General features: G+C 53.0%; 11 protein-coding genes. 6 read left to right on the forward strand and 5 right to left on the reverse strand.

Features of this window, described 5'->3' with window-relative positions:
* Positions 1–240 precede the first annotated feature (240 nt).
* Entirely contained in the window at positions 241–603 is a 363-nt protein-coding gene (locus tag ACAW74_RS21145) for a hypothetical protein (RefSeq protein ID WP_370700226.1), read from the reverse strand.
* Positions 604–623: 20 nt separating this feature from the next.
* The gene (locus tag ACAW74_RS21150) at positions 624–1,166 is read right to left on the reverse strand and encodes a DinB/UmuC family translesion DNA polymerase (RefSeq protein ID WP_370700393.1); all 543 of its coding nucleotides are present in this window, start codon (positions 1,164–1,166) and stop codon (positions 624–626) included.
* 201 nt (positions 1,167–1,367) lie between these two features.
* Between ACAW74_RS21150 and ACAW74_RS21155 the strand changes: the two genes are divergently transcribed.
* Both ACAW74_RS21155 and ACAW74_RS21160 read left to right on the forward strand, forming a co-directional pair.
* A complete protein-coding gene (locus ACAW74_RS21155) occupies positions 1,368–3,221 on the forward strand; it encodes a putative Ig domain-containing protein (RefSeq protein WP_370700227.1) in 1,854 nt (617 codons plus the stop codon).
* A 279-nt stretch (positions 3,222–3,500) separates the two neighbouring features.
* The gene (locus ACAW74_RS21160; protein ID WP_370700228.1) at positions 3,501–3,746 is read left to right on the forward strand and encodes a DNA/RNA non-specific endonuclease; all 246 of its coding nucleotides are present in this window, start codon (positions 3,501–3,503) and stop codon (positions 3,744–3,746) included.
* A gap of 120 nt (positions 3,747–3,866) precedes the next feature.
* On the opposite strand, the gene msrA is transcribed toward ACAW74_RS21160, so the two are convergent.
* Positions 3,867–4,436 (reverse strand): peptide-methionine (S)-S-oxide reductase MsrA, encoded by a 570-nt coding sequence (msrA, locus tag ACAW74_RS21165; RefSeq protein WP_370700229.1) that lies wholly within the window; start codon positions 4,434–4,436, stop codon positions 3,867–3,869.
* A 259-nt stretch (positions 4,437–4,695) separates the two neighbouring features.
* Here msrA and ACAW74_RS21170 point away from each other — a divergent pair, with 259 nt between their 5' ends.
* Positions 4,696–5,574 carry a PPK2 family polyphosphate kinase gene (locus ACAW74_RS21170; RefSeq protein WP_370700230.1) on the forward strand — a complete coding sequence of 293 codons (879 nt, stop codon included), beginning with the start codon at positions 4,696–4,698 and terminating at the stop codon, positions 5,572–5,574.
* Between the two features lie 37 nt (positions 5,575–5,611).
* Here the strand turns inward: ACAW74_RS21170 and ACAW74_RS21175 are convergent, their stop codons facing one another.
* Entirely contained in the window at positions 5,612–7,210 is a 1,599-nt protein-coding gene (locus ACAW74_RS21175; RefSeq protein WP_370700231.1) for a D-arabinono-1,4-lactone oxidase, read from the reverse strand.
* Between the two features lie 365 nt (positions 7,211–7,575).
* Here ACAW74_RS21175 and ACAW74_RS21180 point away from each other — a divergent pair, with 365 nt between their 5' ends.
* Positions 7,576–8,448, forward strand: coding sequence for a PPK2 family polyphosphate kinase (locus ACAW74_RS21180; RefSeq protein WP_370700232.1), 873 nt, complete (start codon positions 7,576–7,578; stop codon positions 8,446–8,448).
* 17 nt (positions 8,449–8,465) lie between these two features.
* On the opposite strand, the gene ACAW74_RS21185 is transcribed toward ACAW74_RS21180, so the two are convergent.
* Positions 8,466–9,362 (reverse strand): TraB/GumN family protein, encoded by an 897-nt coding sequence (locus tag ACAW74_RS21185; protein ID WP_370700233.1) that lies wholly within the window; start codon positions 9,360–9,362, stop codon positions 8,466–8,468.
* A gap of 171 nt (positions 9,363–9,533) precedes the next feature.
* Here ACAW74_RS21185 and ACAW74_RS21190 point away from each other — a divergent pair, with 171 nt between their 5' ends.
* Together ACAW74_RS21190 and ACAW74_RS21195 are read left to right on the forward strand one after the other, a co-directional pair.
* Entirely contained in the window at positions 9,534–11,948 is a 2,415-nt protein-coding gene (locus ACAW74_RS21190; RefSeq protein WP_370700234.1) for a TonB-dependent receptor, read from the forward strand.
* Positions 11,949–12,060: 112 nt separating this feature from the next.
* Complete coding sequence (locus ACAW74_RS21195; protein ID WP_370700235.1) at positions 12,061–13,002, forward strand: DUF4249 domain-containing protein; 942 nt, start codon at positions 12,061–12,063, stop codon at positions 13,000–13,002.
* The last annotated feature ends 411 nt before the right edge of the window (positions 13,003–13,413 follow it).

A 13,413-nucleotide genomic window follows, 5' to 3' on the forward strand; every position in this document is an offset into this window, starting at 1 on the left:
GAATAATTGTCTGATTATTAATGGCTTGTGTATTTTCGTGATATGTGAGGTACAAATAAGGTACTAATAGTGAGAAATAGATATTAAGTGGTCTACTGCAGCATGGATCTATCTGATCAAATATTCAGCTCGGATCGTACCCCGCACTGGCCAGCCGTACCCGGTCGCGGACATGTCAGCTTGCCCATTTTAACTTTTTCAGTGAAAGCCTTCAAAGATGGAATGCAGAACAATCAACTTCTACATTAGCACAGTATGATCCATTCGATGAATGGGCTGATCATTATCTATTCTTACTTGCCCTAGCAGTTCATCGACGACTGCCCACGCATCGCTTAGCAGTTTTTCTGGAGTGATTCCGTTGATATCTCTGAGATAAGGTCGAACAAACAGTGATGGTGGAAGCTTTGGTACACGTTCAAGGTCTTGTTTAAATCGGATAATAAAGTGAACAAAAGCACAGTCCATTACAATCACAGTTCCTACTCCTGCGTTTTTAGGTTTGCCCTGGCCTCTGGTCGATGTGACAAAATACCCGCCTATTGGAATTTTATTATCATTGCAATAGTGTAATCGTTCGTATAGTTGATCAATAGCTCTCATCTTCTCAATTTCCTAATTCCTTATCCTGCCCGCAGGATGTCTTCCCATTGGGTCGTGTATCTCGGCGACATCCATTGCCGTTTGTGATGCCAGCTTGGATCATAGCCAGCCGAAGCCAAACGTATCCGATCACGGCCATGTCGGCAATTAAGTTTATCAACTGTTGCTGATAGTTCGATCATTCTTGCGTCAGGCCCTGCCCGAAACAGGTCGGCTTGCAGGTGATCGGCCGGCACAAGGCCCGTGAGCATCACACCCACTTTCTGGAACTCGTATCCGAATTTAAATGCCCGCTTGAGCGCCGCGACGGCGTAGTTGACCAGCTCAGGTGTGGCGTTGCTCGGGCGCGGCAGCTCGACCGACTGGCTACCATAGTACTGCTTGGCCAGTTCACCGGTGGGCGACCGCTTATGCCGGTTGGTGTGAATGAACACGGTCACCGACGAGGCGGCCGAACCCTGTTTCCTCAACTTCTCAGCCGCCCGGCCCAGATGCGTTACCAGTGCTTGGGTGATGGTGTCGAGATCATGCACACCCCGGCTGAAGCTAGGCGCCGTGCAGATGGCCGATCAGTTCACATTGTATACGACAATTGAGAAATTTACGATTGATGATGTCTCAAACTGGGATAACTACGTAGACATCCCCCTAAAAGCGTGCTAGTAAGAAGTAGTACCATATACTAAATAGTCTAGCTGTAAGTCAACTTTATACTTAACTAGTACAAACGTGAAATAACAAATTTATATATAATCATTTGCTATATGTGGAAGCTTTACTCTAACTCGTTGCTGCGGTACATGCTGCTCGGCGCTATTGGGCTGATCAGCACTGCCGGACGGGCTCAAACTACGTTTAGACTTAGTCAGCCTACTTATTTATGTCAGTCTGGCTTCATACGTATCAATACGGCTGGTGGTGACGGAACTACCCCCACTTTTTCGGCAACCGGGGTAGCTCTTGCCTCTCCAACAAGCTATACCGGACTTGTCGAAACAGCCTGGCGTACCGATCCATCGGTAGGTCCGGTCAGTTTACAGGCTATCCAAAGTGGTGTAGTGGCTACCTACTCTCTAGATGTGCCTTCCTATTGTTCAGCGAGCAATCGGTTTCTGTGGCCCATTCTAAAGGCTCCTCTTCCAGACCTTACATTAAGTCAGAATAGTGATAGCCCTTTACTTAACGTCGGTAGTTATTTTAAGTCCACTGGCAGCTACGATTACCGGGCCTTGTTTCGCTATGAAGCTTATGGGGTGCCGCCCGGAATGGTATTCAATAGCCGTAGCGGTACCCCTCCTGGCACGGTTGGTAGCGATACCGCCTTTGCTTTTATTAGCGGCAGGCCAACCACCCCTGGAACTTACCCAGTCGTGCTTATAGCTACAAACCAGGGGGCCTTTACCAGCGCCTACTCGATTGCCGATACCTTTAACATTACGGTGAAAGAAACCACGCTTAATTTGCCCCCGGTTGTGGTCGGCCGTGGCCTAACCTCACCTCAGTCAGCAACAGCAGGTCTTGTCTTCGAAACACAAACGGCCTACGCTTTCGCCGATCCAGAAGGGCAGGCGCTAACCTATTCCTCAAGTAGCTTACCTGCCGGATTGAGCATCAATCCAACTACGGGGCTGATCGTTGGTACGCCCGTCAACGAGGGTAGAGTTGGTGTGACCGTAGCGGCCACTGATGGAGCCGGTTCAACAGTATACAGCGGTTTTTTCCTAAACATACAGCTTAGTTCAGCAGTGAACGTTCCACCCCAAGTGGTAGGTCTCGGCCTGAACTCGCCTCTCTCGGCAACGGTAGGAGTTGCCTTTAGCACTTCGACAGCCTACGCCTTTTCCGATCCCGAGAAGTATCCTCTACGGTATTTGTCGAATAGTTTACCTGCCGGTTTACAACTTGACCTAAATACGGGCATTATATCAGGCACACCCGTTAATCCTGGAACTGTAGGGATTACGGTGGGCGCAGTGGATGACGCAGGGTCCATTGTTTACAGTGGCTTCTTATTAAGCATACAAACAAACCCGGCAGTTAATCTCCCACCCTTTGTATTGAGCAAAGGCTTGACCTCTCCCCTCTCGGCCACAGTGGGTGTATACTTTTCGGCTCCAACGGCCTACGCTTTCGCTGATCCGGAAGGACGAACTCTAACGTATTCGTCAAGTAGTTTGCCCGCTGGGTTGAGCATTCAACCTGGTAGTGGACTTATTTCCGGTATACCGATCAATCCCGGTACATCGGGGGTTACTGTGGCAGCAGTAGATGATGGAAATCAAGTTGTCTACAGTGGCTTCTTTTTAAACACGTCCCCCAACCCATCTGGCCGTATGGGCACCATGGCTAGTGAGGAAATACCAGCCACTCTCCAGGTAAAGGTGTTGGGTAATCCCGCGTTTACCAATCAGGTAGCACTCGAGATCCAGGGGGGGGCTGGTCAGCAGATAACTGTTCAAAGTTTTGATTCGCAAGGTCGCCCACTGGGAAGTGCCTTACTGAGGGGGACTGAACCAGTGGAACATACGGTCCTGACAATCGGCCAGACGACAGGTTTGTACCTCATCCAGGTGAGTATTCCCGGACAGCGGCAAGTAGTTAAGGTGTTGAAATTGTAAGTACTGCCCTAGGGTCTACTGAGCAAGCTCTTACAAAAGGAGATAGGCGCCATAAGGCTCTCCACCGGCGCTTATCTTTCTAACTGTATTAGCAAATCAGCAAAACTTCGTTTCAGTTAGTGTGACGTGGCAATGGATGCTGGCGCTTTTGGTGTCAGATCGGATTATCATAGCCCGTACTGGCTAGTCGTGCTCGGTGGCGGCAATTGAGTTTATCAACCGTAGCTGACAGTTGGGTTAATAGGGGGCTGGCCCCACCCGAAACAGACCGGCTTGCTGGTGATCAGCTGGCATTTATCGAAAGCCTGGAAAGGCTCAGCCTCGCGCTATTCAGGCAACTTCATTCCCGAGACGAACTTGCCCGCTGGCGCCTACCAGGTACGGCACGCGGATTATACCAACAGCGGTTTTGACCGTGGCCATATGTGCCCCAGCGATGACCGCGACTCTACAGCCGAGGAAAACCGGGTGACCTTTACGCTCTCCAACCTCGGTATAGAGACAATAGGTCACGAGGTACTATAAAGGTACAAACAGGATCCAAACCAACCAATAACAAACACATAAAGAACATTCGCGATAAACGCAAAAAAGCCCCTATTCAGAGCGAATAGGGGCTTTTCTTATATATCTGATACTTATTGTTTAATGAACCTCGGCCCGCAGTTTCTCCTTAAACACTTTCTTGAATTTATCGAGCTTGGGGGCAATCACAAAGGCACAGTAGCCCTGATTGGGGTTGTTGGCAAAATAGTTCTGGTGATAGGCCTCAGCCTCGTAGAAGGTAGTAGCGGGGCTTATTTCCGTCACGATTGGTTTGCCGTAAGCACCCGATTTGTCGAGCTCGGCTTTGGCTGTTTCGGCTAGTCGCTTTTGCTCGTCGTTATGGTAAAATACCACCGAACGGTATTGCGTGCCTACGTCGGCCCCCTGCCGGTTCAGGCTGGTTGGGTCGTGGCTGCGGAAAAACGCTTCGAGCAATTCGGCGTAGGTTACTTTGGTGGGGTCGTAGGTCACCTCCACGCATTCGGCATGGCCGGTTTCGCCGCTGCACACGTCTTTGTACGACGGGTTTTTAGTTTGACCACCTTCGTAGCCCGACACGGCCGATTTCACACCGTCGAGCGTTTCAAACATGGCTTCAGTACACCAGAAGCAACCAGTGCCAAACGTCGCTTTTTCGAGTGTTGCCGATGAAGCTGATTCAGAAGTCATTCGTTTTGATTTAGTTGATTGGAGTGCCGTTTGGGCTATGGCGCCTACACTTAGCCAGGTGGCCAGAAGCGTCATAACGAAACGGAAAGGGGCAGTTGTCATTTGCGATGAAAGCAAGTTAGTTGCCTGTTGAGTTAACATTCTCATCTACGCATTAGTTTGCCGATAGGATGGGAACGCCGACAAAACAGTGGCGCGCCATTCGATTCGTCGGCTTACTTTTACCCCAGTTATAGCCTTTTCACGCGGCCAGCCCTTTATGAGCAAGATTGACACCAGCCCCTTTCGGTTTGATGGTTCTGACAAGTTCTCAATCAAGAAAGCCAAGACCAAAGTAGACGATTATTACGCCGATGATGCTGATTACGAGGCGCAACTGAGTGCCAACGCGGCCGAGATCGATGCGTTACAAACGCGGATGTTTTCGGATAATCGCTACGGTGTGCTGGCCGTGTTTCAGGCGATGGATGCCGCCGGAAAAGACGGCACCATTCAGCATGTATTCAGAGGCACCAATCCGCTCGGGTTGCGGGTCTATTCCTTCAAACGCCCAACCGAGCAGGAACTCGATCACGACTGGCTCTGGCGCAGCTACCGCGAATTGCCTGAGCGAGGCATGATCGGGATTTTCAATCGGTCCTATTACGAAGAGGTGCTGGTGGTGAAAGTACATCCCGAGCTACTGACCCAGAGTCAGCGGGTGCCGGCCGAGTTTATCGATGATCTGGACAAGGTCTGGAAACACCGGTACGAAGCCATCGCCGATATGGAAAAACACCTGCACTGGAATGGCTTTCCGACCATTAAGTTTTTCCTGCACGTCTCCAAAAAGGAGCAGGCCGAACGACTACTGGCCCGGATTGAGGAACCCGACAAGAACTGGAAATTCGAAGAAGGAGACCTGCATGAACGTGAGTTCTGGGACGATTACCAGGATGCGTTCGAAAAAGCCATCAACAAGACGGCGACCGACCACGCACCCTGGTATGTGGTGCCTGCCGACGACAAAAAGAATATGCGCCTGATCGTTGGGCGTATCCTGATCGAGGAACTGAAGAAGCTGCCCCTTAAAGACATGAAGCCCGACCCGGAGCGGTTCGAGGCGCTGAAAAAACTGATTCCCAAGCTAAAGGAATAACGAAAAAGGGGCGCTACCGAGTAGCGCCCCTTTTTCGTTACAAGCCCAGTTGCTTCTGCCAGTAGGGCGTCACAAACAGATTGTGCGGATCCATTTGCTGGCGCAGGGCCATGAAGTCGTTCCAGCGGGGATACTGGCTGCGCAGGTACGTTATGCCCTGCGGACCGTTGGGATCGGGCAGGTATTTGCCCCAGTGTGGGCGGAAATAGAAACCGGCCGCTGGGAGGGCTTTCCAGAAGCGATCGTAGTAATCGACGGGGTTCTCTTCGTTTTTGGCAAACCAGAATACATCAACGCGGAACACGTCGGTGCCGTAGGCCGGGCTAAGCCAGAATTGGCTGGCCTTGGCGGCGTAGAGCTCCACCGAGAAGATACCCGCGTTTTCGGGGTCCTGGTAGAACTTCTTGAGAAACTGCATGACTGCTTCGGTCTGCTCGATCGGTATCCAGAGTTCGGTAAACCAGACCGGAAACAGGTCGTCGCTCATCTGATTGTCCATGGGCAGGCCATTCCACCAGATATCCTGAAACTGCTGATCTTCGCCCTGACTGACAAAAAACTTCAGAATGCGGAGGAGTAGACCATCCTGCATTTTCTCGAGTTCGCGGATCAGCTCCTCGCGGGTGGGGTTACCCTCGGGGAAGATGCGTTTGATGATCAGCTCGATGAAAAACGGCAGGCGATCGATGGTTTCGAAAAGCTTGCCAGCCAGCCACTCAATGACGTCTTGGAGCGTTTGCGAACCAAAAGGCTTGGGCACTTCCAGGTAGGGTTTCGGCACAAACGTCTGCCAGTCTTTGAAGGCATCGGCGCGGGCCGCCTGCCAGATCACCATCTCCTGTTCCGAGGCTTGCGGCCACCACATCAGGCGGGTGTAGTCGGTCTGGTTCAGAAACTGTTGGAGGCTGGGTGTATCGCTGCTTCCCGGCCCGAAAAGGTCGACCATTGGGCAGTTGCTTTGCGAGAACGTTTGCTCGCTGCCGACAATATTGAACGCCGGAATGCACTGGTAAGTGGCTTCAACCACAATACCCATCAGGCCCATGCTGGCAAATGCTGCTCCGAAGAACGCATCGTTGGGGTCGCTGTTGGCCGGGCGCTCAAAAACGCGTTCTTCCACGTCGGTTTCGCCATGATATACTACCCGCACACTGAGGAGGGCATCTTCAAAGGCAAACTTCGTGGAGCCACCCGACGAGCCCGTGGCCATGAACCCACCGATGGTCTGGTGGGTGATGCCGCCCAGATCTGGCAAGGCCCAGCCGGGGGGCTGGGTACGTCGGCCCTGCGCGTCGAGGGGGTCGAGTTGGTAACAGAGTGAGTTTTCGGTCGTGGAGATTTTGGTGGGATCAAACGGGTCGAGGCCAAGGTGACACCCCGCCTGTACCGTCACGATACCGGTGGTTTTGTCGAGCGAAACGGCGTTCAGATGTGACAGCATGATGTGCATCGTGCTGGTGGCCGTTTCGGTTTGGGGCGTTAGCGGGAAGGAGTGCCCCGAACCACGTACCGAAACCGACTGACCGGCCTGTTTGGCCTGCCGGAGCAACGCTTTGACATCGTCGATGGATTGGGGGAGGTAGAACGTGACGCCGTTTACAGGCAAGGTGGGTACGTTAACAGATACGGTTTCCATAAAGACAAAGAAGATAGTCACAGAACAGACCGGAATGTACCGCCATTTAGCCGACCGCTATTTTCAAATGAACAGATTGTTATTGATTGGTGGGTGTTTGTCGAACGATCATCCAATTGGATGTACAGAGCCAGTGCGGAAGGAGCGCGCTGGGTACGTTACTACATAGTGGCGAGCGGCGTCTTGCGGCGTACCCAGCGCGTTACCGCAATGCGATGCCGCTGATGTCAGGGGTATTTGGGTCAGGACCGGGACGCGTTTTCGGAACGTCAGCGCGATAACGGACTGAAAACGATACTCATAAACAAATCAGGGGGGGCACGGTTGAAGGAAGAGTAGGCTTGCTTGCCTTACCCACTTAACGCATGAAGAAAGTTAACATCGCCGCGTTCCGTTTCGATGGTACGAAGGCGTATTCGGCCAAATCGACGCCCACCCGTGTTGAGCCATTTTACACCGACGAAACCGACCGCGCTGCCCAACTCGATGCCCTGAGCGACCGCATGGATCAGGCTCAGAACCGGATGCACGCCCACGAGAAATACGGCGTGCTGGTGCTGTTTCAGGCCATGGATGCCGCCGGGAAAGACAGTAGCATTCGGCACGTATTCAAAGGCGTGAATCCGTCGCGGTTCCAGGTGGCTGCCTTCAAGAAACCCAGTAAGGAAGATATGGCCCACGATTACCTGTGGCGCTTCTGGAAAAAACTGCCCGAGCGGGGGCTTATCGGGATTTTCAACCGAACCTACTACGAAGAAGTGCTGGCCTTAAAGGTGCACCCCGACCGGCTGGAGGAAAGCAACGTACCCGACGAATTTCTACGCAGCCAGACCAAGCTCTGGCAACAGCGGTATGCCGATATGGCCAACATGGAAGCCTACCTGCACCGGAATGGCTTTCGGATTGTGAAGTTTTACCTGCACGTAGCCAAGGAAGAACAGGGGCAGCGGCTATTGGCCCGCCTCAATGACGACGAAAAACAGTGGAAGCTGAGCGACAGCGATCTGAAAGAACGTGAGTATTGGGACGACTACATGAAGGCCTACGAAGACGCGATCAATGCCACGGCCACGCCCGACTGCCCCTGGTACGTTATCCCCAGCGACGACCGCGACAATCAGCAACTCATCATCGCGTACATCATGGCGCAACTGTTGGAAAGCATCCCGGCCGATTTCCCCGAGCGTGATGATAAAGAAGCCAAGCGGCTGATCCGGAAGCTGAAAAGCCAGTCGTAACGTACCTGACCGATGGCTCAGCGATCTGTTTTGGCCAGCGCTACCTTGTTGGTGAGGGGCCGAACGCTATAACCCGCCTCGCGGAGCAGGTTGAGCAGGCCGTTGGGGCCGGGTAGGTGACCTGCTCCTACGGCGATAAATGTTGACTGGCCCGCCATGGCTTGCCGAAGCTGCCCCATCCAGCGCATATTGCGGTCGTCGATCAGCGCGTAGAGGTCGCTGCTGCTTTCGCTCTCGCGCTGAAACAGATTCCACATGCCGTCCAGATCGGCCTTCAGGTAAAGGTCGGTGAGGCTCGGGCCTTTGGGTTTTTCGTACGATTTACGCTTCACCAGCCGGACCAGTTGCTGCGCCTGTTGTTCGACGGGCTGGCGATCGTAGAGCAGTTTCAACTGGTCTTCAAGTGTTTCCAGACCCAGTAGCGGTTTCTGCCGTTGTTTGGCCTGATTCACAAAGTAGAGGTCAATAGGTTGCCCGGTAAACCGCGTGAGCGTGTCTGACTGCTTGCGGGCGTAGGCCACGCTAAGGGCCGTTGCGATGATGATGGGCTTGATCTGGTTATAGAACGACAGTTCCTGCCCCGTCATGGCGTTGAATTCGTCGGCGACCAGTTTGTAATCGCTGGCATTGATCAGGTGGATGAGGTTCTTGTCGGCCATGGTGCCGTACTGCGTCACCTTATTTACTTCCGTTGAGTCGAACACCATCTCAACCACCACGCCTTCGGCCCGCTTGAAATACGACCAGGTCAGCGTGTCACCCTGTAGATAGCTGTCGCGCAGGATGTGGTAGGTGCCAAACAGGTATGATGGTTTGGTCAGCCCATTACCTGTTACTTCCCACAACAACGATTGCCCGTGGGCGCCCGTTGCCAGCAGGCAGGTAAGCAATAAGACGAGACGAGACAGCTGCATAGCGTTGGATGGAGATTTCGGCCTCAATATAGACCGTTCATACCTGCCAAAACGGGTTTTACGCAATGTTAATAAACGGTCCCCACGCAGGTTAGGTAACTTTGTTGTCAGTTAACAAATAGTGTGCCTGCGCCGTTACCAATCTGATTCACCGGGACGTTCTTATACTTCATGAACCATTCAACTACGTTAGCCAAACTACCCCTGTTCTGCCTGCTCTGGTTTGTTTCGCTGAGCGCCTTTGCGCAGGAAAAACTCACCGTCAGTGGGTACGTTAAAGATGCCTCTGATGGCGAAGGCCTCATCGGGGTGTCGGTCTATAATAAAGAAACCGGCACCGGCGCCGTCACAAACAACTACGGGTTTTACTCGATTACGCTCCCCAAAGGAACCTATAATCTGGTGATTACCTACGTTGGTTACCAACGCCTTACCCGCACCGTTGACCTGACAACGCAGAATGTTCGACTAGACCTTGAATTAAAAGAGGAAGGTCGTGATTTGCAAGAACTGGTCGTGTCGACCCGCCGCGAAGACGATAACGTCACGAACATCGAGATGAGCGTGAATAAGGTCGATATCAAAACGATTCAGCGTATTCCGGCGCTGTTGGGCGAAGTCGACATTGTACGCAGCATTCAACTGCTGCCCGGCGTCTCGACGGTAGGCGAGGGGGCCACGGGCTTCAACGTGCGGGGCGGCAGCATCGATCAGAACCTGGTGCTGCTCGACGAAGCACCCGTTTATAATTCAAGCCATTTGTTTGGGTTCTTTTCGGTGTTCAACCCCGATGCCGTTAAAGACGTGAAGCTCGTAAAGGGCGGGATACCGTCCTTATACGGGGGGCGGGTGTCGTCGATTCTGGACGTGCGCCTGAAAGAAGGAAACGCCAAAAAACGCGAGATCAACGGGGGGATTGGACTCATATTCAGTCGGCTGGCTTATGAGCAACCGCTGTTTGGCGGGAAGGGATCGTTCATTATAGCGGGCCGGCGGTCATACGCCGATATTCTGGCGCAGCCGTTTCTGACAGGCGATCTGAAAGGCTCCCAATTTTATTTCTACGACCTGACGGCTAAAGCTAACCTGCGCATCAACGATAAAAATACGGTCTTTGCCTCGGGTTATTTCGGGCGCGACGTTTTTGGCGCTGACTTCGGCTTCAACTGGGGCAGTGCCACCGCCTCGATGCGCTGGAACCACGTTTTCAACGACAAACTGTTCCTGAATACCACCGCGTTCTACAGTAACTACGACTACTCACTCGATTCGGACCTGCGCCAGAAAGCCGAAAACCGAAACGATTACTTCCGCACCAACGCCAAGATTGTCAACTATAGCATTAAGCCTGATTTCACGCTGTTCTGGAACAAGAACACGGTAACGTTTGGCGGACAGGCGCTGCTTTACGATTTCCAGCCCGGGCTGGCTACGGCCGCGAGTGCCGGGGTGGTGCGGTCGTTTGGGCTGAAGAGCAAATACGCGCTGGAAAGTTCGCTCTACGTGGGGAACGAACAGCAGGTGTCGCCGCGGGTGCAACTTCAGTATGGGCTGCGCTATTCGTTTTACCAGTACCTGGGTCCCGGTGAGGCCTATACGTTTAGTGATTCGCCGCAGCCGGGCCGGGTACGTCGGCCCCTGCTGGAGACACGTACCTACGGCGCGGGCGAAACCATTCAGACCTACGGCAATCTGGAACCCCGCTTTGCGCTGAAATACGACCTCGCGCCCGGCAGTTCGGTAAAGCTGAGCTACAACCGGCTGGCGCAATATGTGCATCTGCTCTCGAACACGACGGCCTCGACGCCGCTGGATGTCTGGACGCCGTCGACCAACAACATTGCCCCGCAACTGGCAGATCAGGTGGCGGCAGGCTACTTCCGCAACTTTGGGGGTACGTCGGGCAACGACTTTGAGGCGTCGGCGGAAGTGTACTACAAATCGCTGCAAAACCAGATCGACTACATCGACCGGGCCAATCTGGTATTGAATCAGTACCTCGAAGGCGATGTGGTGGTGGGCAAAGGGCGGGCCTACGGGGCCGAGTTTTACCTGCGCAAGAACAAGGGCGTGATTAACGGCTGGCTGAGCTACACGCTGGCCAAAACCGAACGCCTCGTTACGGGAATCAACGAAAACCGGTGGTACCCGACCCGCTTCGACAAACGCCACACGCTCAACGCCGTGGTGCTGTATGACCCCGCCAAACGGGCTGATGGCTCCGTATCGCGCTGGAACTTCTCGGCCACCTTTGTGCTGGCAAGTGGCACGCCGGCTACTTTTTTTGGTAACCGATTCGACTTCCAGGATGTCGCCGCAGGGACCAATCCTGAAAACGTGCGCAACAACTACCGCATTCAGCCGTATCACCGGCTCGATCTGGCAGCGACGTTGCAGGGCCGTAAACGTCCTGGTAAGAAGAAGGAAGACAACTGGGTATTCTCGGTATATAACGTGTATGCCCGCAAGAACCCGTTCTCAGAATACTACCGGCCTAACCCCGACAACATTGCGCAGACACAGGCTATTCGCTACTCGGTGTTTGCTACCCTCATTCCGTCTGCGACCTACAACTTCAAATTCTGATTTTGCCGTTTCGTAGCCAGTGAAACATAGGGTTTCCTGTTCTACCAATAAAAATGCCACATGATTACGGCTGACGTAAAATGGTAAAAAAAAGTAAGAACAATCTGTTTTTATGACACTGATCACCACCAATAAAACGCTTTATTTTCTCCCGTTGCTGCTGGGTACGTTGTTCCTGACGGGTTGCGAAACCGTTATCGATACAAAAATCGACTCGGCACCGAGCCAACTAGCCGTCGACGCCTGGCTCACCGATCAGCCCGGCGAACAGAAGATTCGGCTCACACAAACCCGCAACTATTTCGATAACGGCCCGGCTACGCCCGTCACGAGCGCATCGGTACTGGTGGGCGAGGTGTCGGCGGCTGGCAACAGCATTGTGCGGCGCTTTGCGTTTACTGATCCCGACAATGATGGCACATACAGCTGGAAGCCCGCGAACAGCAGCGATACGGCCAAACTGGGCGTGATCGGGCGGACTTACGCGCTTAGCATCGCTTATGGTAGTGAATCGTATGTCGCCATCGCACAGATGCCACGCATTCCGTCCATCGACTCGCTGACGTTTTCGAAGCAAAAAATAAACCCTGTATCCAGCGAAACGGGCTACAGGGCTGAGTTTTACGCCACCGACATTGCCGGGGCGGCTGATTATTACTACATCCGGTACTACCGAAACGGGCAGCTTCAGAACCGGCCGCAGGACATCATTCTGGCCTACAACGGGGCGTTCAGGGGGAGCGCCGATACCGACGGCCTACAGTTTATCCGGCCTATTCGCCAATCGGCCAATCCGGAAAAGCTATACGCACTGAACGATTCGGTCCGAATCGAGATGCGGGCTATAACGTTGGAGGGCTATACGTTTTGGGAGTTGTTGAAAGCACAGTTGCAGAATGCGGGCCTGTTTGCGACGCCACCTGCCAACGTACCCAGCAATATTCGGAATGTGCGGACCAACGGGCCGGCTGCTGTCGGGTTCTTTCTGGTGTCGCCAGTCAGAACGCGGAGGGCAACGGTAACGAAAGAATTTTTACGCGGAGACGGGGCGTGACAGGCCGAACAAACGGCGCCCTAACACGTAAACGGCCATGCCGGCAATGAGGAACACACTGGCCGTAACCGTCAGAAACACACCAACAAAAGCCAGGCAAGTCAGGACAAAGAGTAATAGACTTTTCATGAATTTACGATTGTAGGGTCAAAAGTTGAATATCGGGTCTGCCGATTTTCGAGCAACTTTTGTACCAGAATGAATTGCTCAAGTACAATTCTTACTATAAAACGTTGAAAATATCTGTTTTCTTTTAGCCTATAGAGCTACAGTGTTAAAAATAATCGACGCTTGATCAAAAGGCTGGTATGCAGCTGATTCGCGCCTTATTGGCCAAGATGAAAGAGAGAACGGATGGGAAATAAACCCCCAATCAGGACTAGCGCCTTCCGTTTCTGGCCTTGGATGCCC

This window comes from Fibrella musci, from assembly GCF_041321105.1.
GTDB classification, from domain to species: domain Bacteria; phylum Bacteroidota; class Bacteroidia; order Cytophagales; family Spirosomataceae; genus Fibrella; species Fibrella musci.